We start from the raw sequence: 23,968 nt of genomic DNA, 5'->3' as shown, positions 1-23,968 counted from the left end.
AGGAGGACGGATCATGAAAAAAGGGAAACTGATCATTCTTTTAGCTATTACCTCTGTAATAGCAGGGGGTGTGATCCTTACGAATCAAAAGAAAAATATATTTACAAATGACGCCCAAGCAAGTAAGCAACTCAGTGCGAAAGAGAAGCAACTGGCTTATTTAAAGGAACAGGAAAAAGATATGGCTGATTTTGTAAAATCGTTGAGCCCGAAAGTTGATAGTGTCCAGTTTGATTGGGATAGTATGGAAGTTGGACAAGTAGGCAATGGAACACCTCAAGGTGGTGGCTATATGTTAACTCTTAGAGGAAAGGTGAATCAGAATGAACAAACGAAATTCATGGTTGGCTTTTCTTTAGATAATGCTACCAGCACACCAAAAGAATTTGGAATTTATGAGATGCAACCCATAAGAATTTATAGGGATGGCGGTTGGTATTATTATGACTAATCGTCATTCAAAAGTCTTTATCTTGTTTTTTAGATCCTTACAAAATAATAATAAGCCAAACAAGCGAAGAATAAAGCAAAACTAGTTATCCACTGTCTAAAGAATGGCCAAACTTCCCCTGCCTTTTCTTCTTGTACTAGCAAAAAAATCACCTCAGTCGGCGTTGGTATCTTGAGCTGAATTATGATATAATAAGCCTATCGCATATTTTTAGGAGAATAAAAATGGATATTCAACGTGAAAAAGAATTTGTCAGCCAATACCACTATGATGCTCGTAATTTTGAGTGGGAAAAAGAAAATGGCATCCCTGAAACAAAAGTAGATGTAAACTTTCAATTGATCAATCGTGATCAAGAACAAAACACAACTTCTTTGATTGTCATCTTGAGCTATATGATCGTTTTTGACGGTTTTGTGATCAGCGGAACCATCACTCAAATCAACCACTTGTTTGGTCGTTATGTCAATGAACCAAGTGAATTCAGCAAAGACGAAGTGGAAGAATTGGCTCGCCCTTGCTTGAATATGCTCAACCGTTTGACTTACGAAGTCACAGAAATTGCCCTCGATTTACCGGGTATTAATTTGGAGTTTTAATCAATGAAATTAGCAGTGATCACGGATTCGTCTGCCTATTTACCGCAAGACGTGCTCCATCACGACGACTTATTTATTTTAGAGATCCCGATCTATATCGATGGGGAGTCTTATGTTGAAGGGAAGAACTTGACACACGATGAGTTCTACCAAAAGATGGCGGCGTCTAAGGAATTGCCAAAGACTAGCCAACCGAGTGTGGCAGAGTTAGAAGAAGTCTTATCTGGTTTGACAGCTAAGGGCTATACGCATGCTATTGGTCTTTTCTTGTCATCTGGTATCTCTGGTTTCTACCAAAATATCCAATATTTGAAGGACGAATTCGAAGGCTTGACCGTTGAATTTCCGGACTCAAAAATCACCAGTGCTCCATTAGGAATGATGGCAGAAGACTGCTTGAAATGGGCTGGTGAAGGTCGTTCTTTCGATGAGATTGTGGCCAATGTCCAACACCAGATTGATGGAACCTCTGCCTATATCATGGTGGATGATTTGAACCACTTGGTTAAAGGTGGTCGTCTGTCAAATGGGGCTGCTATTCTTGGGAACCTCTTGAGCATCAAGCCTATTCTTCATTTTAATGATGAAGGCGTGATTGAGGTCTTTGAGAAAGTCCGGACGGAAAAGAAAGCCATGAAACGCTTGGTAGAGATTGTTGTATCAGATATCGCAGATGGTCATTACCAAGTCTTTGTCATCCATGCCAATGTCCCTGAAAAAGCAGAAGCACTTCGCCAACTGCTCATTGAAGAAGGAGTGGAAGGTGATATTCCTTTTGCGACTTTTGGAGGGGTTATTGGGACGCACTTAGGTGACCATAGCTTAGCAGTTGGGTATATCCCTATCGTTTAAGGAGAATTCTATGTCCATTAAAGTCATTATCGCAGGTTTCAAAGGAAGAATGGGACAAGCAGCCTACAAGATGGTTTCTGAAGATCCTGAGCTAGAATTAGCTGGCTTGATCGATCCGTTCACAGATGAGACTGACGTCGCAGGGGTCCCTATCTTTAACCGCAAAGAAGATGTCGTGGGTCTTGAAGCAGATGTTTGGGTGGACTTTACCATGCCAAAGGTTGCTTACGAGAATACTCGCTTTGCAATTGAAAATGGCTTTGCTCCTGTTGTGGGAACGACTGGCTTCACGCCTGAGCAGATCCAAGAATTGACAGACCTTTCGCGTGAAAAGGATTTGGGTGGCTTGATTGCTCCGAACTTTGCTATTGGAGCTGTGCTCTTGATGCAATTTGCAGCGCAAGCGGCCAAGTATTTCCCAAATGTGGAAATCATCGAATTGCACCATGATAAGAAGAAAGATGCACCGAGTGGAACAGCGATTAAGACAGCTGAGCTGATCTCTGAGAAGCGCGAAAAAATCCAGCAAGGTGCAGCAGATGAAGAAGAGTTGATGCCTGGAGCAAGAGGGGCAGATTTTGAAGGGATGCGCATCCATTCTGTTCGATTGCCTGGCCTAGTGGCTCACCAAGAGGTGATTTTTGGTAGCCAAGGTGAAGGCTTGACTCTCCGTCATGATTCCTATGATCGTGTTTCCTTCATGACAGGAGTAAATCTAGGGATTAAAGAAGTTGTCAAGCGTCATGAGCTTGTCTATGGTTTGGAACACTTACTATGAGATTAAAAAAGATGCCTTCTGAGTTTCAGGAGGCTTTACCAATATTAGAGAAGATTAAAGCAGCTGGTTTTGAGGCCTATTTTGTGGGAGGATCTGTCCGAGATGCTCTCTTAGATCGTCCGATTCACGATGTCGATATCGCTTCCTCCTCTTACCCAGAGGAAACCAAGGCGATTTTTGATCGAACAGTAGATATCGGTATCGAACACGGGACCGTCTTGGTTCTTGAAAATGGTCAAGAATATGAAATTACGACCTTCCGGACGGAGGATGTCTATGTCGATTATCGCCGTCCAAGCTCCGTGTCTTTTGTCCGCTCACTAGAAGAAGACCTCAAGCGCCGCGATTTCACCGTCAATGCCTTTGCCTTAAATGAAAAGGGAGAAATTGTCGATCTCTTTCAGGGGTTAGCAGATTTAGAAAACAAGGTCCTTCGGGCCGTTGGGCTTCCTCATGAACGCTTTCATGAAGATGCGCTTCGGATCATGCGTGGCTTTCGTTTTCAAGCCAGTCTTGGCTTTGAATTAGAAGATGCAACCTTTGATGCTATGAAGGAGTGTGCTCCTTTGCTAGAGAAGATCTCTGTTGAGCGCACCTTCATCGAGTTTGATAAGCTCTTACTTTCTCCATATTGGAGACAAGGCTTGGAGGCCATGCTTGCAAGCGAAGCCTTTCACTATCTGCCAGAGATGAAGGATCGCAAAGAAGCACTTGAGCGTTTGTTTGACATAGAGCTTGTATTTACCTTTTCAACTTCTGAGCAAGCTTGGGCTGCTCTGGTTTTAGCACTAGACATCCAAGACATTCCAAAATTCTTTAAGAAATGGAAGACCTCAAGAGACTTTGCCAAGACGGTGGAGCAGATCGTGGAGATTCTTAAGCTTAGAGAAAAAGGAAGTCTAGACAAGCGGGCTTGTTACAAGTATGAGAAGCGCTTGTTGCTACTAGCGGAAGAATTACGTGAGGCTTCTGAATTAAGCGTCGATTACCTAGCGATTGAGCAGGTCTATGATAGCTTGACCATTCATGATAAGCACGAAGTGGTGGTCAATGGTGGCATGCTGATCAAAGAATACGGCTTTCAACCTGGTCCAGCCTTGGGAGAGATTTTGACAAAGATCGAATACGCCATTGTCGATGGGGAGCTGGCCAATGAAAAAGAAGCCATCATTGCCTATATCCAGCAAGTAAAAGAGGAGAAAAAATGAGCGATTTTATTGTCGATAAATTAACCAAATCTGTCGGAGATAAGACCGTCTTTCGTGAGATTTCCTTTATTATTCACGACTTGGATCGGATCGGATTGATCGGGGTCAATGGGACTGGAAAAACCACGCTGTTAGATGTGTTGTCTGGTCGCTCTGGCTTTGATGGAGATGTGAGTCCTTTTTCTGCCAAGAGTGATTATACGATTGGTTACTTGACGCAAGAGCCAGACTTTGATGATCAAAAGACAGTTCTTGATACAGTATTGTCCAGTGATTTGCGTGAAATGCAGCTGATTCGTGATTATGAATTCTTGATGGCGGATTACAGAGAAGAGAACCAAGCACGTCTGGAAAAGGTGATGGCGGAGATGGATTCACTCAATGCTTGGGAAATCGAAAGTCAGGTCAAGACAGTCCTTTCAAAACTTGGGATTGAAGACTTGAATGCAAAAGTTGGGGATCTATCTGGAGGCTTGCGTCGACGGGTACAGCTGGCCCAGGTATTGCTTTCTCACCACGACCTGCTCTTGTTAGATGAGCCGACAAACCACCTAGATATTGATACCATCGAATGGTTGACCAATTTCTTGAAGAATTCTAAGAAAACCGTGCTCTTCATTACCCACGATCGTTATTTTTTGGATAATATTTCAACACGGATCTTTGAGTTGGATCGAGCTAGTTTGATTGAGTATCAAGGCAATTACCAGGATTATGTCCGCTTAAAGGCCGAGCAAGATGAGCGTGATGCAGCCCTTCTTCACAAGAAGCAGCAACTCTATAAGCAGGAGTTGACCTGGATGCGAAGACAACCCCAGGCGCGTGCGACCAAGCAACAGGCGCGGATCAATCGTTTCCATGATCTTAAGCAAGACTTGTCTGGCCAAAGCAACCAGACGGATCTAGAGATGAACTTTGAGACCAGCCGGATTGGAAAGAAAGTCATCGAGTTTAAAGAGGTGAGTTTTGCTTTTGAAAACAAGCCGATTTTACAGGACTTTAACCTCTTGGTGCAAAACAAGGATCGCATCGGGATCGTCGGGGACAATGGTGTCGGAAAGTCCACTCTTTTGAATCTGATCGCTGAGCGACTCCAGCCTCAGTCAGGGCAAGTGACTATTGGGGAAACTGTGCGGGTGGCTTATTTCTCTCAACAGATCGATGGCTTGGATGAGAGTAAGCGCGTGATCAATTTCTTGCAAGAAGTGGCTGAGGAAGTCAAGACGACTGTCGGAACAACTTCGATCGCTGATCTTTTGGAGCAATTTCTCTTCCCACGTTCTATGCATGGAACCTTGATCGAAAAACTCTCCGGTGGAGAGAAGAAGCGCCTCTTTCTCTTAAAACTCTTGATTGAAAAACCCAATGTGCTTCTCCTCGATGAGCCGACCAATGACTTAGATATCGCAACCTTGACGGTTTTGGAAAACTTCCTTCAAAACTTTGGTGGTCCTGTCATTACCGTTAGTCACGACCGTTATTTTCTGGATAAGGTCGCTAGCAAGATCCTGGCTTTTGAAAATGGGGGCATTCGTGAGTTCTTTGGCAATTATACGGATTATTTAGATGAAAAAGCCTTTGAAGCAGCCCAGGTAACGGCTAGTCAAAAGATTGAAAAAGAGAAACCTGTCAAGCCAAAAGAAGAGAAGAAGCGCATGAGCTACAAGGAGAAGCAAGAGTGGGCAAGTATTGAGGCAGATATCGAAGCGATTGAAAATCGAATTGCAGAGATTGAAGTGGAGATGAATGAAAACGGCTCTGACTTTGGCAAGTTGTCAGCCCTTCAAAAGGAATTGGATCAGGAAAATGAGCGATTGCTTGAGAAATACGATCGCTATGAATACCTGAGCGAATTAGATGAATAAGGAGGCCCTATGAATCAATTGAACCGGATATCCCTTGGGATTTCAGCCACTATTTTTACCATTATCGGTATCGTCTTGTTTATCAATCCAATTGAGCATATTGGCTCGTTTAGCTGGTTGATTTCCTGTGGTTTCTTTTTAATCTCCCTTTCGCGTTTTTCACGCTATTACCGATTGCGCCAAGCTGGTATCATTCAGCAGCAACAGCTCTTTCACAGTATGGTCGCCTTGGTTTTTGCGGTCTACTTACTGCTCTATGGCTACAAGACCTTGCCGATTGTCTTTCCAGTTACTTTAGGAATTTGGCTGATCTATCGTTCGATTTTAAACTTCCGAAAAGCCAATTTCTACTCGAGAAAGGTTGAAGAACTGTCCAAGCGTTATATTTTCTTTGCCTTATTGCAGCTCTTTATCGGTTTATTCTTAATTGTTAGTCCGCTTTCGATTAGCGTTTTTCTATTAAATATTATTGGTTTGATTTTTCTGCTTCTAGGACTTCAATCCTTCAGTCTCTTGCTAAAAAATTAAGAAAAGTTACGTGCAAACCTTTGCATTTGTCTAAAAGTCTGATATAATAGAACTGTAAGTGTTTACAAGTTTGAAAGGAGTTACAGATGTCTAAAAAAATTATCGGTATTGACCTTGGAGGAACTTCCATCAAGTTTGCTATCCTCACTTTAGATGGGGAAGTTCAAGAAAAATGGTCTATTAAAACAAATATTTTGGATGAAGGTAGCCATATCGTCGACGATATGATCGAATCAATCGCGCATCGTTTGAAGATGCTTGAACTTGATGCTTCTGAATTCCAAGGAATCGGAATGGGATCGCCTGGTGTTGTTGACCGTGAAAAAGGTACAGTTATCGGGGCCTACAACTTGAACTGGAAGACCCTTCAACCAGTTAAAGAAAAGATCGAAAGTGCCCTTCATATTCCATTCTTCATTGATAACGATGCCAACGTTGCTGCTTTGGGTGAACGTTGGAAAGGGGCTGGTGAAAACCAACCAGATGTTGTCTTCATGACACTTGGTACAGGTGTTGGCGGTGGTATCGTCGCTGAAGGTCGTCTCTTGCACGGTGTGCGTGGAGCTGCTGGAGAACTTGGTCACATCACGGTTGACTTTGATGATCCAATCCAATGTACCTGTGGTAAAAAAGGCTGTCTTGAAACGGTTGCGTCAGCAACAGGGATCGTCAACTTGACTCGTCGTTATGCAGATGAGTACGAAGGGGACTCTCAATTGAAAGTCTTGATCGACAATGGTGAAGAAGTGACAGCTAAAACGGTCTTTGATCTAGCAAAAGAGGGTGACGCTCTTGCTTTGATCGTCTACAAGAACTTCTCACGTTACCTTGGACTTGCTGCAGCCAATATTGGTTCAACCTTGAACCCATCTAAGATCGTTATCGGTGGTGGGGTATCTGCGGCTGGAGACTTCCTCTTGGATGGCGTGCGCAAGGTCTTTGAAGAAAATTCATTCCCACAAGTACGTGAATCTACTCAATTGGCGCTTGCTACTTTGGGAAATGATGCTGGTGTCATTGGTGCCGCATCGCTAGTATTACAATAAGATTAAAAGGAGATCTGCCTCTCCTTTTTTCTTTGTCCTGTGATATAATGAAGGCAATAGTAGTTTTAGGAGGATATATGACAAAAGCAGATACGATTTTTAAAGAAAGCATTCGAAAAATCATGGAAGAAGGGGTCTGGTCAGAGCAGGCGCGTCCTAAATACAAGGATGGTAGAACGGCCAACTCTAAGTACATCACGGGAGCCTTTATGGAATTCGACCTCGCAAAAGGCGAGTTTCCTATCACCACCCTTCGTCCCATCGCGATTAAATCCGCCATCAAAGAGATGCTCTGGATCTACCAGGATCAGTCGAATAGCTTGGACCTTTTAGAAGACAAGTACAATGTCCACTACTGGAATGACTGGGAAGTGGGAGATAGCCGGACGATTGGACAACGCTACGGAGCTGTTGTCAAAAAGCATGACATTACGAACAAGATCCTCAAGCAATTAGAGGCCAATCCTTGGAATCGCCGCAATATTATTTCCCTCTGGGATTATGATGCCTTTGAGGAGACCGACGGACTCTTGCCGTGTGCATTTCAAACCATGTTTGACGTGCGTCGGGTTGATGAAGAGATTTATCTAGATGCGACCCTGACCCAGCGTTCAAATGATATGTTGGTAGCCCACCATATCAATGCCATGCAATATGTAGCTCTTCAGATGATGATTGCCAAGCACTTTGGCTGGAAGGTTGGAAAGTTCTTTTACTTCATTAATAACCTTCATATTTATGATAATCAATTTGAACAGGCTGAAGAGTTACTTCGTCGGGAGCCTTCAGATTGTCAGCCACACTTGGTTTTGAATGTACCAGATGGAACCAATTTCTTTGACATCAAACCAGAAGATTTTGAACTGGTCGATTATGATCCAGTGAGGCCACAATTGAAGTTCGATCTTGCCATTTAGTAATAAATCAAGGTTTTTTGATGCCTTGATCAATTGGTAAAATCCTTTTAGAATTAAAACAATTTTAGCTAAAAATTTTTACTCATTTTTGAGTCAAAATGTTTTGAAAATCGTTCGGTTTTTGTTAAAATAGATAAGGTTTGTAAAAACTAAACAATTTTAAAAAGAATGTTAATTTATAGATAAATATGGAGGTCCATTAGATGGGGAAAGACTTATTTAATGATCGTATTAGCAGATTCTCAATTCGTAAACTGAATGTGGGGGTTTGCTCAGTACTTTTGGGAACGCTTGTCATGGTTGGGACAGCCGCAAGTGCAGCCGCAGAAGAAAAGACAGATACGACAAGTGAAAGTGTAGCAGCAGTTGCAACAGCGTCAGAAGCGCCCGCAACTTCAACAGCTACAGCAACTTCAGCTACGTCAACTGCACCAGCTACATCGACTTATGATGCAAGCCCAGCCGTCACTGCTGCACCAGCTACATCAACTGCCGTAGCGTCTACAAGTGCCGCTTCAAGCGCGAGCACAGCAGCATCTGCTGCCTCGACTGCACCAGCAACATCAACAGGTTCAGAAACACCAAGCTTAGAAGTTGCTAAACCTGCAAACAAGGCGGCAGAAGTAACTTCAACAAGTGCAGATAAAAAAGAAACACCAACTCTTTCAGCTGGACAAGGTCTACCAACAAACAATACACTAGCCACTGAAGAGACAGCACAAACTTCTGGTAAACGTCGTAGTCGTCGTTCAATTGGGGATCCAAACGATCCAAACCTCATCGGAGATGATGTCCAAGATGCCACATCAACTCCAAAAGTTGAAAAACCTGGCTTTACAACAAATATCAAAGCTACAGACTTGGCTAGCCAAATCTCTTGGTTGGATTTTGGAGATGTAGCTAACTGGACAGGAACGACGACAACATCAAGCGGGAATCTGGCCCTTCAAGTAGGCTCTACCTACACCAAGGAAATCATGCCTGGCTATGTGGTCAAGATCAAGGTTAAATCCTTAAAACCCTTCCAAGCGACAGAACTTTATAAAAAACGTCTTGAAGAACGAGGAGCAACAGAAGCAGAAAAAGCGACCTATGACCCAAATGCTAAGAACGGATATATAGGAACAACTACTAATCCTGGAACTAACAATGCATTTGGAAAAGGTGAAGAAGCTAAAATTATTGCCGAAGCTCAAAACCGTTGGACAGAAATAAAAGGTGAAGGCATCGATACTGGCACTAAAAAAACAACCATCAGTTCCGAGTTTGACGGTGGAAATATTGGTGTTCAGTTTGAAATTTCTGCTACTTTCCGTGGCAAAACCGTAAAACCTGCTGTAGTCATGGCAGATGGTGAGTCCGCTAACCCTGGTGAATCGGTTATTTTCACCACAAACGGAGAAGGTTGGAAACAAATTGGGGAGTGGTATAAATATGGAAGAACATCTACTAAAACTTTTATTCCACAAGATACAGACAATTTATTTGGCCCAAATCCTTCCTTTAATATAGAAGGTACGAATTACTATTCGACGAACCTTAACTTACTTAAACGTGCAAATGAAGTGGGACCAGATAAAAAAGCGGTTGCTTGGAAGTACTTTGGAAGTGCTGATTTAACAACTGGAGGCCTCGGAACAGGGGTCTTCGGGCCAAATATTTCTGCAGGTCCTTCTGCCGTTCCCCTTGTTATGACAAAAGGAGCTTCTGAAGTTGGTCTTTACATTGCTTCAAGTGGTAAACAATCAGCCATGCTTGGATTCTTCCCACTTGATGAAGGAGATGCGCCAGCATCTTACGGGAAGGCGATTCATTCGATTGCAACTGTAGATGGTGTAACAGGTAAGAAAGTAAACCAACCTTATCTAGGTCACTTAAGCCCTGATATGGATGAAAACAATACGCTTGATTGGACGGGTGATGACAAGGCGACCACTGCGGATGAAGGCATCGACCAATTACTTCCAAATGATCTCAAAGGGAAAACCAATGAGCTGATCAAGATGGACCGGACACGTCCAGGTAATTACACCATTTCAGTGGAAGCTCATACGGATGGAGCAGCAAAAGCTAACATCTATGGTTGGGTAGATTTCAACCAAAACGGAACCTTCGATGAAGATGAACGGTCTGATTTAACAACCATTACCCAAGATGGAACGGCTACGTTAAGATTTACAAAGAGTAAAACCTATATTGATCCTAGTGTCAATGAATTAGGTGTTCGTGTCCGGATTGCTAAGGATGCTGATCAAATTGAAAGCCCAACGGGGATGGCTTTCTCTGGTGAGGTTGAAGACTTTAAGACTCAAATCACTCACCCACCAAAAGGGGAATTTAAAGAAACAACTGGCCCTCAAGGTGCAAAACAAACAGCAACCGTAGCCTTTACTGCTCGAGGTTTGCAAGGCTATAGCCTAACTGAGTCAGCAAAAATTGATGAAACAGTAGCTCCACAAATGATAGATAACCGTACGGGGCAAGTCGTAACACCTGGTGCAGATGGCTACTATGCTGTAGCTGGTCAAGGGAAGTACAAGATCACTTCAAACGGAACTTCTGTGGATGTTGAGTTCATTCCCGAAGATCACTTCCTTGGAACAGCTGACGGTATCTCTATCCGTCGTACAGACAGCAATGGCTACGATACGGGTTGGTCAACAAAATTCCCAGCCGATGAAGCCAATGTCGATACTGCCATCAATACCATGGACGGTCTATACATCCCAACAGTTACACCAACGGAAATTGAAGGGGTAGATAAGACTTCATCAGATGTCCAAGGTGCGACTCAAACTGGTACACCTACTTTTAACACAACTACAACGAATGCTAATGGCGAAAAGATCTCTGTCACTCCAAGCTTGGAATACCCTGCTAAATTGGTGGACCCAGCGACTGGTCAAGTAACCAATGCAACCTCTGTAACAGTAGCAGGTGAAGGAACATACAGCATTGACGATGCTACTGGTAAAGTAACCTTTGTTCCAGAACCAGGATTCACAGGTACAGCTCAAGGTGTTACCGTATCAGTGACAGCTCCTGTCGGAAGAGATAAAGACGGTACCGTTCGTGATGAATACCTTAAGACAGCGACAGCTAAGTACACACCAACGGTTACTCCAATCACAGTGACTCCTACAGACAAGGTTTCTGCGGATATTCAAAATGTTCCTCAAACCCAAACACCAACCTTTGATTTGAGTAACGATAAGACTGCTGAAATCACAAGCAAGAAATTGGTGGATCCAGCAACTGGTCAACCGACTGATGAAACAACTGTAACAGTAGCAGGTGAAGGTAGCTATACAATCGATCCTACTACAGGAGCGGTGACCTTCACACCTGAAAAAGACTTTGTTGGTACTGCAAAAGGAGTAACTGTTCAGGCAACTGCTACTATTACAAATGCTAATGGTAAGACTGCAACCATTACTTCAGATGCGACCTACACACCAACTGTTGTGCCAGCAGTTCCAACTGCAAACCCTGCAACTTCAAAAGATATCCAAGGTGCAACTCAAACCGGTACACCAACCTTTGCAGGAACTACTGTTCAAGTAAATGGTGAAGATAAAGCTATTACCATAAAAGACAATAGCTACACATTGCTAGATAAAGATGGTAACGAAGTTTCAACGACACCAGCTTATGCGGCAGACGGTACAACCGTGATCGGTAACTTCACAATCGACCCAGCAAATGGTCAAGTAACTTTCACACCGACTGATAAATCATACACTGGTTCAGTCACACCAGCCAAGGTTCAAGCTGAAAGCTCAAACGGTATCAAGGTGGATACAACTTACACACCAGAAATCGTTCCAGTAACCCCAACAGCAACACCAACTGAAACAAAAGATATCCAAGGTGCTACTCAAACAGGTAAACCTGAATTCAAGGGTGGAACTGTAACGGTTGATGGCGTTGAAAAGACTGTTGAAATCAACGAAGATGTTCCAGCGACATTTGACGATGGATCAACTACGAAGACCGTTGAAGGTGTTGGTACTTACACAGTAGCAGCAGATGGCACAGTGACATTTGTTCCTGAGAAATCATTTGTAGGAACTGCACCGGCTGTAACGGTTGTTCGTGAAGACATGAACGGAACTAAGGCTTCAGCGACATACACACCAACTGTAACTCCGGTAACGCCAACTGCAGCCCCAGCTGAAACAACTGATATCCAAGGTGCTACTCAAACTGGTAAGCCTGTATTTACTGAAGGCGACAGCCGTGTGCCAATGAACAATGATGTTCCAGCAACATTTGATGATGGTTCAACTACCAAGACTGTTGACGGCGTTGGTACTTACACAGTAGCAGCAGACGGAACAGTTACATTTGTACCAGAAAAATCATTTGTTGGTACTGCACCAGCGGTAACAGTTGTGCGTGAAGACATGAACGGAACCAAAGCTTCTGCGACTTACACACCAACTGTAACGCCTGTAACACCAACAGCTGAAGATGCTACTTCAACTGGTAAACAAGGTCAAACTCAAACAGGTAAGCCTGAATTTACTGAAGGCAACAGCCGTGTGCCAATGAACGATGATGTTCCAGCAACCTTCGATGATGGATCAACTACTAAGACAGTTGATGGCGTTGGTACTTACACAGTAGCAGCAGACGGAACTGTAACCTTTGTTCCTGAAAAATCATTCACAGGTAAAGCACCAGCCGTAACAGTTGTTCGTGAAGATAAGAACGGAACTAAAGCTTCTGCAACTTACACACCAACTGTAACTCCAGTAACTCCAACTGCAACACCAGCTGAATCTACTGGACCTCAAGGTCTTGTTCAAACTGGCACTGTAACCTTCACTGAAGGTGATGAAGTAGCTCCAATTAACAAGGATTCGATTACTCTTCTTGATGAAAATGGTCAACCAGCAGCATCAGTAGAAGCGAAATCACCAGCAGGTGATGTGATCGGTACATACACAGTTGATAAAGATACAGGTGTAGTTACTTTCACACCAACAGATAAATCTTATTCAGGGGATGTTGTCCCAGTTAAGGTTCAAGCAGCTGATGCAAATGGAACTACAGTTGAAACAACTTATACACCGAAGATTACTCCGGTTGTTCCAACTTCTGAAGATGCTACATCGACAGATATTCAAGGTCAAACACAATCTGGTAAACCAACCTTCACCGAAGGAAATCCAAATGTTCCAATCGATGAAGATACTCCAGCTACCTTCGAAGATGGCTCAACCACTAAGACAGTAGATGGTGAAGGAACATATACTGTTGCTCCAGATGGAACCGTAACCTTCGTACCAGAAAAATCATTCACTGGAACTGCTACAGGCGTAACAGTGAAACGCGTGGACAAGAACGGTACTGAAATCACAGCTAAGTACACACCAACTGTGACACCAGTAACACCAACAGCAACACCAGCTGAATCAACAGATATCCAAGGTGCAACTCAAACTGGTAAACCTAAATTCACCGAAGGTGACAGCCGTGTACCTATGAACGATGATGTTCCAGCAACCTTCGATGATGGATCAACTACGAAGACTGTAGATGGTGTTGGTACATACACAGTAGCAGCAGACGGTACAGTAACCTTTGTACCAGAAAAATCATTCGTTGGAACTGCACCAGCCGTAACAGTGGTTCGTGAAGATAAGAACGGAACAAAAGCTTCTGCGACTTATACACCAACCGTAACACCAGTTACACCAACTGCAGAAGATACAACATCTACTGACAAACAAGGTCAAACGCAAACAGGTACACCAACCTTCACACCAGGTAATCCAAATGTTCCAATGGATGATGATACACCTGCAACATTTGAAGATGGCTCAACTACGAAGACCGTTCCTGGTGAAGGAACTTACACTGTAGCTCCAAACGGAACTGTAACCTTTGTACCAGAAAAATCATTCACAGGAACAGGTACAGGCGTGACTGTTAAACGTGTAGATAAGAACGGTACACCAGTAACAGCTAAGTACACACCAACTGTGACTCCAGTAACCCCAACAGCAACTCCAGCTACATCAGAAGCACCTCAAGGTGTGGTTCAAACTGGAACTGTGACCTTCACCGAAGGTGACCCAGTTGCACCAATTGACAAAGATACCATTACTCTTCTTGATGAAAATGGTCAACCAGCAGAATCTGTAGTTGCTAAATCACCAGAAGGTAAAGAAATTGGTACTTTCACAGTTGATAAAGAAACAGGTGTTGTGACCTTCACCCCAACGGATAAATCTTACTCAGGTGATGTGGTTCCAGTTAAGGTTCAAGGTAAAGATACAAACGGAACAGTTGCTGAAACAACCTACACACCTAAGATTACTCCAGTTGTCCCAACTGCTGATCCTGCAACATCAACAGATATCCAAGGTAAAACACAAACAGGTACACCAAGCTTCACACCTGGTAACCCTGCAATCCCAATGGATGATGATACACCTGCAACATTTGAAGATGGATCAACAACCAAGACTATTCCAGGTGAAGGTACTTATACAGTAGCTCCAGATGGAACTGTTACTTTCGTACCGGAAAAATCATTCACAGGAACAGGTACAGGCGTAACCGTGAAACGTGTTGATAAGAACGGTACACCAGTTACTGCAACTTACACACCAACTGTAACACCAGTAACACCAACTGCAACACCAGCAGAAACAACTGATATCCAAGGTAAGACACAAACAGGCAAACCAACCTTCACACCAGGTAACCCAGATGTACCGATGGATGATGATGTGCCAGCAACATTTGAAGATGGTTCAACAACTAAGACTATTCCAGGTGAAGGAACCTACACAGTAGCTCCAGATGGAACAGTTACCTTCGTACCAGAAAAATCATTCACAGGAACAGGAACAGGCGTGACTGTTAAACGTGTTGACAAGAACGGTACACCAGTTACAGCTAAGTACACACCAACTGTAACTCCGGTAACACCAACAGCAGAACCAGCAACATCAACAGATATTCAAGGGCAAACACAAACAGGCAAACCAACATTCACACCGGGTAACCCAGATGTACCAATGGATGATGATACACCTGCAACCTTTGAAGATGGTTCAACAACTAAGGTAATTCCAGGCGAAGGAACCTACACAGTAGCTCCAGATGGAACAGTTACATTTGTACCAGAAAAATCATTCACAGGAACAGGAACAGGCGTGATTGTTAAACGTGTTGATAAGAATGGTACACCAGTTACAGCTAAGTACACACCAACTGTAACTCCAGTAACACCAACAGCAGAACCAGCTACAACTATTGGACCAAAAGGTAAAGAACAATCTGGTAAACCAACATTCAAGGAAGGCGATAGCCGTGTTCCAATGAATGATGATGTTCCAGCTACATTTGACGATGGTTCAACAACTAAGACTATTCCAGGAGTTGGTACTTACACAGTAGCACCAGACGGAACCGTAACCTTCAAACCAGAACCTGAATTCACTGGAACTGCACCAGCTGTAACAGTGGTTCGCGAAGATGTGAATGGAACCAAAGCTTCTGCAACTTACACACCAACTGTCCTTCCAATCACTAAGTTTGTTGATAAAGAAGGTAAGGAAATCCCAGGATACCCTACAGTTGATGGAGAAGAGCCAAAAGCTGAAATTCCAGGTTACCGCTTTGTGGAAACGAAGAAATTGCCTAATGGTGATACTGAACACGTCTATGAAAAAGTTACAACTTCATACGTAGACGAAAATGGTAATCCTATCCCAGGTAACCCAACAGAAGATGGGGAACAACCGAAGAAGGATATCCCAGGTTATGACTTCGTGAAGACTGTTGTAGATAAAGATGGAAACACACAACATATCTACAAGAAGACTGTGACACCAACTCCAATGCCGGATCCAACTCCGACACCAGAGCCACAGCCACAGCCTACTCCACAACCGCAACCAACACCAGAACCACAACCTACTCCACAACCAAAACCAGAAGAACCAACGATTCCTGTCGTTCCAGAAACGAAAGAAGAAGTGAAGTATATTGATCCACAAAATCCTACTGCACAACTTCCAAACACAGGAACAAAAGAATCTTCTACTGCTGGTCTTGCAATCTTTAGCGCTTTAGCAGGTCTCTCATTATTCGGATTTGCAAAACGCAAAAAAGAAGACTAAGCTAACTTGTGGCTAAGAAAAACCGCGAAAATCTCGCGGTTTTTTCTGTTTGTATTTAAAAAAATATCCTCCAAACTAGATAGTTGAAATCAGTCTTTTATAAGAAAATTTGATAAAATAGAAGTATCAGTGTAAAGGATGAGAGAATGAAAAAGATAATTGGTATCTGGGCTCAGACTGAAAATGGCATTATTGGAAAAGACCAAGTGATGCCTTGGCATCTGCCTGCTGAGCTTCAGCATTTCAAAGAAACAACCATGGGACAAGCCATTCTCATGGGAAGAGTGACCTTTGATGGTATGAAAAAACGGGTTCTACCAGGTCGAACTAGTATTATCTTAACGCAAGATCAAGCTTATGATCCTGAAAACGATGCTGTACTCGTCATGCACAGTAAGGAAGAAGTCTTGGAGTGGTATCAGAAGCAAGAGAAGAATCTTTATATTATTGGAGGCAGTCAGATTTTAAGGCTCTTTTCTGACCAGTTAGAAGAGTTGATCCAGACCATGATTCATGCGGATATTGATGGCGATACATTGGCACCGAGATTTGAAGAGAATCGCTATGAAAGAGTCCGTCAAGTCCATCATCCAAAAGATGAGAAGAACCCCTATGATTTTACGGTCAACTATTATAAGAGAAAGGATTTAGACTAATGGAGCGAAGTGTCTTTGGTTTTTTTACAGCTGTCCTATGTGTCATCTGTTTGATTTGCGCCTTACAAACCTTTCGTAAAAAACGGTTCGGCCTCGCTATTTTATTCTTACTAAATGCTTTTACCAATCTTGTGAATTCCATTCACGCCTTTTACATGACCTTATTTTAAACTAAATAGAAACAGAAAATGACAGAAAGAGGAAATACATGCCAACGAATCAAAATAATGATATGATGGTTTATTGTTCATTTTGCGGAAAGAGTCAAGATGAAGTCCAAAAAATCATTGCAGGAAACAACGCGTTTATCTGTAATGAATGTGTAGAGTTAGCACAAGAAATTATTCGCGAGGAGCTAGCAGAAGAAGTTCTTGCAGACCTTAGTGAAGTTCCAAAACCAATCGAATTGCTCAATATCTTGAACCACTATGTCATCGGTCAAGATCGCGCCAAGCGTGCCCTTGCTGTAGCGGTATACAACCACTACAAACGCATCAACTTCCATGATACGCGCGAAGACGAGACAGATGTTGAATTGCAAAAATCAAACATCCTCATGATTGGTCCTACTGGTTCAGGTAAGACTTTCTTGGCCCAAACCTTAGCACGTAGCTTGAATGTCCCATTTGCCATTGCAGATGCAACAGCCTTGACAGAAGCTGGTTATGTGGGAGAAGACGTTGAAAACATTCTCTTGAAACTTCTTCAGGCAGCTGATTTCAACATCGAGCGTGCTGAACGAGGCATTATCTATGTCGATGAAATCGATAAGATCGCTAAGAAAAGTGAAAATGTCTCTATCACACGTGATGTTTCTGGTGAAGGGGTACAACAAGCCCTCTTGAAGATCATCGAAGGAACCGTCGCTAGTGTCCCACCTCAAGGGGGACGTAAACACCCTCAACAAGAGATGATCCAAGTGGATACCAAGAACATCCTCTTCATCGTAGGTGGGGCTTTTGACGGGATCGAAGAAATTGTCAAACAACGTCTCGGTGAAAAAGTCATCGGTTTCGGTAAAAACAATAAAGCTATTGATGAATCAAGCTCTTACATGCAAGAAATCGTGGCAGAAGATATTCAAAAATTCGGGATTATCCCAGAATTGATCGGACGTCTTCCAGTCTTTGCTGCTCTTGAGCAATTGACAGTTGACGACCTTGTCCGTATCTTGAAAGAGCCACGCAATGCCTTGGTAAAACAATACCAAACCTTGCTTTCTTATGATAATGTTGAATTGGAATTCGATGATGAAGCCCTTCAAGAGATTGCTAATAAAGCCATCGAAAGAAAAACAGGAGCTCGTGGACTTCGTTCAATTATCGAAGAAACCATGATGGATGTCATGTTTGAAATTCCAAGTCAAGAAGATGTCAAACTTGTTCGAATTACAAAAGAAGCTGTAGACGGAACTGAAAAACCAATTCTCGAAACAGCCTAGAAAGATAAAATATGGAAATTAACACACATAATGCGGATATCCTCTTAAGCGCTGCAAATAAGAGCCATTATCCTCAAGATGAGATTCCAGAAGTTGCACTTGCCGGTCGATCCAATGTCGGCAAGTCTTCTTTTATTAATACTCTCTTAAATCGAAAAAACCTGGCCAGAACATCTGGGAAACCAGGAAAAACCCAATTGCTCAATTTCTTCAATATCGATGATAAACTCCGTTTGGTAGACGTACCTGGTTATGGTTACGCACGTGTCTCAAAAAAAGAGCGCGAGAAGTGGGGAAGGATGATTGAAGAATACCTCACTAGCCGGGAGAACTTAAAAGCAGTCGTTAGCCTAGTCGATTTTCGTCATGAACCTTCTGCAGATGATGTCCAAATGTATGAATTCTTAAAGTACTACGAAATTCCAGTAATCTTGGTAGCGACTAAGGCAGATAAAATTCCACGTGGAAAATGGAACAAACATGAATCGATCATCAAGAAAAAACTAGATTTTGATCCAGCTGACACCTTTATCGTCTTTTCTTCTGTAACCAGGGAAGGACTAGAGAAGTCCTGGGATGCTATTTTAGAAAATGCGTTTTACGAAATAAATTGAAATGACATGAAAATGTCATTTTTGTTTTGGATTTATCTCGCAATTGTAATACAAGTGTAATATAAGTGCCTTTGTTTTCTTCTATTTATATGGTATAATCTCTATAAAGATAAAAGATGATAAAAAATTAATTGGAGATAAATTGTATTATGAAAAAGAAAATACGGAATAAAACGAAATTATTTGGTTTGTTCGTTTCTGTATTAGCAGTGGGGACATTTGCTGCTGCTATGAGCGAGCACGTCACATCAGTTGGTGCTAATGATGGAACTTACCAAGCTTATTCAGACCCTACTGAAGCTTTCATCTCACAAATTGGTGAGTCAGCTCGTCAGCTCGGTCAAGAGAATGACCTTTATGCTTCCGTTATGATCGCACAAGCCATCCTTGAAAGTGGATCAGGTCAGTCTGGCTTGTCTTCTTATCCGCATTACAACCTTTTCGGGATTAAAGGAAGTTATGCTGGCCAATCTGCAGTGATGCAAACTTGGGAAGATGACGGGGCTGGAAATGCCTATACCATTAATGATGCTTTTCGTTCTTACCCATCCTACTACGAATCATTGCAGGACTACGTAGCTGTTTTGAAACAAGGACATTTTGCAGGTGCTTGGAAGAGCAACACCTCTAGTTATCAAGATGCAACAGCAGCGTTGACAGGGGTTTATGCGACAGACACAAGCTACTATGCAAAACTTAATAACATCATTGAAACTTATAATTTAACTCAATACGATTCACCAAATGTTCAAGGTGGTATTACAGGTTCGGTATACAATCCATATCGTCAACAGTTCACTTCACAAGAAATCTTGAATTTGGATATCGCTTGGGCAAACCGTTTGAATTATTAAAACTAAAACAGGCAGATGCCTGTTTTTTTATTTGTTTTTAGCACACAGTGATATTCGATATAAAACGTATATGATGAAAAGTTAAGAATTCTTCCTGAAAACCTTTTCAAACTTTTCTCTCTATGATATAATGATTTTGTTCACAAACATTATATAAGGAGAATATTATGTCTGAATCTAATTTTATTCAAAAAGTTGGAGCGGCGTGTAATAAGAAGGAAGATCTCTATCAGAAATCTAAAACGCGCTATGCAGTCCGTTCTATTTTTGCGGGTGGATTTCTTACTTTAAGTACGGCGGTTGGAGCAGTTGCAGCTGACTTATTAAATACCTTTGTACCTGGATCTGGTCGTTTTCTATTTCCATTCATCTTTGCCTGGGGCTTGGTTTACCTCCTATTCTTAAATGCGGAATTAACCACCTCAAATATGATGTATCTGACGGCGGGTACCTATCTAAAGAAAATTAACTGGAAGAAAGCGTTGGAGATTCTTCTTTATTGTACCTTCTTTAATTTAATTGGTGCTTTAATCGTCGCTTTTCTTTTCAATCAAACAACTGCCTTTGCACATATCGATCCAAAAGGTTTCCTAGCCACGGTAGCAGAAAATAAACTCCAACGAGGCAATCAAGTGGTTTTCTTTGAAGGAGTTATTGCCAATATCTTCGTAAATATTGCTATTCTTTCTTATCTATATTTCAAAGATGAAACAGCCAAGGTTCTCTTAGCCCTCTCAGCTATCTATATGTTTGTCTTTATGACCAATGAACACTTGGCAGCAAACTTTGCTTCCTTCTCATTATTAAGCTTTAATTCAGTATCTAGCCAATTACCGCATTTTGAGTTTTTAAATATTTTACGACATTATTGCGTGACTTTCTTTGCCAACTGGGTAGGAGGAGGAGTTCTAATGGGACTAGCCTATGCTTGGTTGAATAATATCAAGAGTCTTTATAACGATTAAAAAATATAAAAAAAGTTTGCAAAAGTACTTGCATTCTTTTTTTATATATGATAAACTAATCTACGGTTTGAAAAAACTGCCTAAGACAGTAGGGGAGCTCGACTCATAAAGATCCTACCGAGGACAAAACGTATCAATTAAAAGAAGCGTATTGTACTTTCGTGTCTAGGTTTGGGCGCGTTTTTCTTTTGGAAAAATTCCCCAAGCAAAATAATTACGGAGGTGAACACACTAATGAGTGAAGCAATTATTGCTAAAAAAGCGGAACTTGTTGACGTGGTAGCTGAAAAAATGAAAGCTGCTGCATCAATCGTCGTTGTAGATTCTCGCGGTTTGACAGTTGAGCAAGATACAGTTCTCCGTCGCAACCTTCGCGGAAGCGAAGTTGAGTTTAAAGTTATCAAAAACTCAATCTTGCGTCGTGCAGCTGAAAAAGCTGGTCTTGAAGATCTTGCATCTGTATTCGTTGGACCTTCTGCAGTAGCATTTTCTAACGAAGATGTTATCGCACCTGCGAAAATCTTGAACGATTTTGCAAAAGACGCTGAAGCACTTGAAATCAAAGGTGGTGCAATCGAAGGCGCTGTCGCATCTAAAGAAGAGATTCTTGCACTTGCAACTCTTCCAAACCGCGAAGGACTTCTTTCTATGCTCCTTTCTGTACTTCAAGCGCCAGTGCGCAACGTTGCTCTTGCAGTCAAAGCGGTTGCAGACAACAAAGAAGACGCAGCTTAATCTTAAGCTACGCAGCGTAGCCTAGCTACAAAAAATAAAAACATAAAATTAAAACTTATTTGGAGGAAATAACAATGGCATTGAACATTGAAAACATTATTGCTGAAATTAAAGAAGCTTCAATCCTTGAATTGAACGACCTTGTAAAAGCTATCGAAGAAGAATTTGGTGTAACTGCAGCTGCTCCTGTAGCTGTTGCTGCAGCTGGTGCTGCTGACGCAGGTGCTGCTAAAGATTCATTCGATATCGAATTGACATCTGCAGGCGACAAGAAAGTCGGCGTTATCAAAGTTGTGCGTGAAATCACTGGTCTTGGTCTTAAAGAAGCTAAAGAACTTGTTGATGGTGCACCTGGTGTCATCAAAGAAGGTGTTGCAGCTGCTGAAGCTGAAGAAATCAAAGGTAAATTGGAAGAAGCTGGAGCTTCAGTTACTCTTAAATAATAGAGTTTCCAATCAAAATGAAAACCGAGGTTTAGGCCTCGGTTTTTTTGTCGTTGAAAAAAATGATGATAGAATGTGAATAGAGGACTTTTATAAAGCTAACATGTGTAGCTCTCTTTATTTTCTCTAAACCTACTAAATAGTGCAGTTTTAATGATGTTACATTTGCTATATTCCCTTGAGATGTTGCTAATTTGTTGCTATAATGGCTATAAATCATATCATAAAGGAGAAGATGATGAAAAATTTTAAACGTCTTTTGTTAGCTGTTGTAGCTGTCTTTGCAGCCGTCCTTTTGGTAGCTTGTGGCGCTAAAAGCGATAATGGGACTTACGTGTTTGAGCCTACTAAGGATGAGATCAAAGATATTATGCCAAGTGAATTTCAATCTTTGATAGGTGATAATTACTCATTCACTATTTCGATTACAATCAATGATAAGAAAGGTGAGATGAAAGTAGACACCAATGCAGGTGGTCAAAATGTAAATCAAGTGATTGATTTGGAAGTAGACCAAAAAGCTAAAACTCTTGTCTCAGAAAATGAGTATGGGAAAGCGGAAATTACTTATCAAGTTTCAGGAAATGTGTTAACGATTAAGGATGTGAAGAATTCTTTGATGGGTGACACAGACATGTTTAATAACTACATGAAAATTGCTAAGTTCAAAAAAGTTAAATAAGCAATCATGGCGGGATTTAAATTCCGCCTTATTCTATTTCTTTGTTGATACAAGAAATATTACAAGAATATGACATTTATAAACTTTCATTGCCGTGTACCTGAATTGTTGATATAATAGTGTTAATCTAACTAAAAAGGAGAAGTTATGAAAAACTTTAAACGTATTCTTTTGGCTGTAGTAGCTGTTTTTGCAGCAGTCCTCTTGGTGGCATGTGGTGCCAAAAGTGATAACGGGACTTATGTCTACAAACCATCAAAAACTGAAGTGAAGGAAATCCTTGAAGAACAAGGTGCTCCAAGTTCAAGTGTAGATGCATTGATCGACAATGTTAAATTGGAAGTTTCAGTGACCATTAAAGATAAAACAGGTAGCCTTAAAATTAAAGGTGAAATGATGGGACAAAAGACTGACCAATCATTTGATATGAAAGTTGACCAACAAAAGAAAACTCTTCAATCTAAAACAGGTGAAGGTGAGAAGGTTAAATACAAAGTTTCAGGCGATGTGTTCACTTTTGATTTATCTGGTGAGAAGAGTTCAGGTCATGAAGCTGCTTTGGAAATGTTCAAAAACGCTAAATTCAAACGTACAAAATAATACAAGAGAAGGGCAGAGAGTATCTGCTCTTTTTCTTCTTTAAAACATCTTGAATCGGTATTAAAATAGTGGTAAAATCTGATTATAAAATACATTAGGAGATTGATTATGAAAAATATTAAACGTATTCTTTTAGCTTTCGTTGCAGTTTTTGCAGCAGTCCTCTTGGTGGCATGTGGTGCAAAAAGTGATAATGGGACTTATGTCTACAAACCATCAAAAACTGAACTCAAGAAAATTCTTGAGGAGCAAGGCTTATCAGGTAGTCAATTAGAGTCTATTGGAAACGTTATTAATTTTGAAGTTTCTATTAAGATCAAAGATTCTAAAGGAACCCTCAGCATCGCGGGTGAAGTCGCTGGTCAAAAGAATGAGCGATCTTATGATGTCAAAATCAATCAAAAAGAGAAAACAATCTCGTCAAATGATGGTAAAGGAGAAAAGATTACATACAAGGTCGATGGTGATTATTTGACATTTGATCTTTCTAAGTTAAGTAATAGCAACCAAGGGGATCTTATGATTCTTAAAAACGCTAAATTCAAACGCACGAAATAATGCATATGAAGAGTGGGGAAACCTGCTCTTTTGCT

Annotated in this window: 20 protein-coding genes and 1 other annotated feature; all 20 genes read left to right on the top strand. The window is 41.6% G+C overall.

Features of this window, described 5'->3' with window-relative positions; all coding sequences use genetic code 11:
* Positions 1-13 precede the first annotated feature (13 nt).
* The 20 genes from GMC92_RS02680 to GMC92_RS02580 all read left to right on the top strand — a co-directional run bounded on the left by GMC92_RS02680 (position 14) and on the right by GMC92_RS02580 (position 23,933).
* The gene (locus GMC92_RS02680) at positions 14-451 is read left to right on the top strand and encodes a hypothetical protein (protein WP_049472526.1); all 438 of its coding nucleotides are present in this window, start codon (positions 14-16) and stop codon (positions 449-451) included.
* Between the two features lie 224 nt (positions 452-675).
* On the top strand, positions 676-1,050 hold the full coding sequence (locus tag GMC92_RS02675) for a DUF1149 family protein (RefSeq protein WP_003001888.1): 375 nt from the start codon (positions 676-678) through the stop codon (positions 1,048-1,050).
* Between the two features lie 3 nt (positions 1,051-1,053).
* Positions 1,054-1,902, top strand: a complete 849-nt coding sequence (locus GMC92_RS02670; RefSeq protein WP_070588949.1) for a DegV family protein — start codon at positions 1,054-1,056, stop codon at positions 1,900-1,902.
* A 10-nt stretch (positions 1,903-1,912) separates the two neighbouring features.
* On the top strand, positions 1,913-2,680 hold the full coding sequence (dapB, locus tag GMC92_RS02665) for a 4-hydroxy-tetrahydrodipicolinate reductase (protein ID WP_155199641.1): 768 nt from the start codon (positions 1,913-1,915) through the stop codon (positions 2,678-2,680).
* The gene (locus GMC92_RS02660; protein WP_155199640.1) at positions 2,677-3,888 is read left to right on the top strand and encodes a CCA tRNA nucleotidyltransferase; all 1,212 of its coding nucleotides are present in this window, start codon (positions 2,677-2,679) and stop codon (positions 3,886-3,888) included. Before dapB ends, GMC92_RS02660 begins: the two co-directional genes overlap by 4 nt.
* Positions 3,885-5,753, top strand: a complete 1,869-nt coding sequence (locus GMC92_RS02655) for an ABC-F family ATP-binding cassette domain-containing protein (RefSeq protein ID WP_155199638.1) — start codon at positions 3,885-3,887, stop codon at positions 5,751-5,753. The genes GMC92_RS02660 and GMC92_RS02655 overlap by 4 nt, the downstream gene beginning before the upstream one ends.
* Before the next feature lie 9 nt (positions 5,754-5,762).
* A complete protein-coding gene (locus GMC92_RS02650; protein ID WP_118228138.1) occupies positions 5,763-6,281 on the top strand; it encodes a hypothetical protein in 519 nt (172 codons plus the stop codon).
* Between the two features lie 86 nt (positions 6,282-6,367).
* Entirely contained in the window at positions 6,368-7,327 is a 960-nt protein-coding gene (locus GMC92_RS02645) for an ROK family glucokinase (RefSeq protein WP_021153285.1), read from the top strand.
* A 77-nt stretch (positions 7,328-7,404) separates the two neighbouring features.
* Positions 7,405-8,244 (top strand): thymidylate synthase, encoded by an 840-nt coding sequence (locus GMC92_RS02640; RefSeq protein WP_155199636.1) that lies wholly within the window; start codon positions 7,405-7,407, stop codon positions 8,242-8,244.
* A gap of 203 nt (positions 8,245-8,447) precedes the next feature.
* A complete protein-coding gene (locus GMC92_RS02635) occupies positions 8,448-16,385 on the top strand; it encodes a CshA/CshB family fibrillar adhesin-related protein (RefSeq protein WP_155199634.1) in 7,938 nt (2,645 codons plus the stop codon).
* A 146-nt stretch (positions 16,386-16,531) separates the two neighbouring features.
* On the top strand, positions 16,532-17,041 hold the full coding sequence (locus tag GMC92_RS02630) for a dihydrofolate reductase (protein WP_021153282.1): 510 nt from the start codon (positions 16,532-16,534) through the stop codon (positions 17,039-17,041).
* A gap of 208 nt (positions 17,042-17,249) precedes the next feature.
* A complete protein-coding gene (gene clpX / locus GMC92_RS02620) occupies positions 17,250-18,482 on the top strand; it encodes an ATP-dependent Clp protease ATP-binding subunit ClpX (protein ID WP_003001797.1) in 1,233 nt (410 codons plus the stop codon).
* Positions 18,483-18,493: 11 nt separating this feature from the next.
* The gene (gene yihA / locus GMC92_RS02615) at positions 18,494-19,096 is read left to right on the top strand and encodes a ribosome biogenesis GTP-binding protein YihA/YsxC (protein WP_003016353.1); all 603 of its coding nucleotides are present in this window, start codon (positions 18,494-18,496) and stop codon (positions 19,094-19,096) included.
* Between the two features lie 149 nt (positions 19,097-19,245).
* Positions 19,246-19,950 carry a glucosaminidase domain-containing protein gene (locus GMC92_RS02610; protein ID WP_021153281.1) on the top strand — a complete coding sequence of 235 codons (705 nt, stop codon included), beginning with the start codon at positions 19,246-19,248 and terminating at the stop codon, positions 19,948-19,950.
* A 167-nt stretch (positions 19,951-20,117) separates the two neighbouring features.
* Entirely contained in the window at positions 20,118-20,915 is a 798-nt protein-coding gene (locus tag GMC92_RS02605) for a formate/nitrite transporter family protein (RefSeq protein ID WP_155199632.1), read from the top strand.
* Positions 20,916-20,976: 61 nt separating this feature from the next.
* Positions 20,977-21,111: a sequence feature (ribosomal protein L10 leader region), on the top strand.
* 38 nt (positions 21,112-21,149) lie between these two features.
* Positions 21,150-21,650, top strand: coding sequence for a 50S ribosomal protein L10 (gene rplJ / locus GMC92_RS02600; RefSeq protein WP_003001722.1), 501 nt, complete (start codon positions 21,150-21,152; stop codon positions 21,648-21,650).
* Positions 21,651-21,724: 74 nt separating this feature from the next.
* The gene (gene rplL / locus GMC92_RS02595; RefSeq protein ID WP_003001622.1) at positions 21,725-22,093 is read left to right on the top strand and encodes a 50S ribosomal protein L7/L12; all 369 of its coding nucleotides are present in this window, start codon (positions 21,725-21,727) and stop codon (positions 22,091-22,093) included.
* A gap of 238 nt (positions 22,094-22,331) precedes the next feature.
* Positions 22,332-22,775, top strand: coding sequence for a hypothetical protein (locus tag GMC92_RS02590; protein WP_023918201.1), 444 nt, complete (start codon positions 22,332-22,334; stop codon positions 22,773-22,775).
* Positions 22,776-22,922: 147 nt separating this feature from the next.
* The gene (locus tag GMC92_RS02585) at positions 22,923-23,375 is read left to right on the top strand and encodes a hypothetical protein (RefSeq protein ID WP_003007432.1); all 453 of its coding nucleotides are present in this window, start codon (positions 22,923-22,925) and stop codon (positions 23,373-23,375) included.
* 108 nt (positions 23,376-23,483) lie between these two features.
* A complete protein-coding gene (locus tag GMC92_RS02580; protein WP_023918199.1) occupies positions 23,484-23,933 on the top strand; it encodes a hypothetical protein in 450 nt (149 codons plus the stop codon).
* The last annotated feature ends 35 nt before the right edge of the window (positions 23,934-23,968 follow it).

The sequence above is a fragment of the Streptococcus parasanguinis genome (genome assembly GCF_009717775.1).
Taxonomy (GTDB): Bacteria; Bacillota; Bacilli; order Lactobacillales; family Streptococcaceae; genus Streptococcus; species Streptococcus parasanguinis_AG.
Note: the sequence above shows the minus strand (reverse complement) of the source record. Positions and strands in the feature narration are given on the sequence as shown.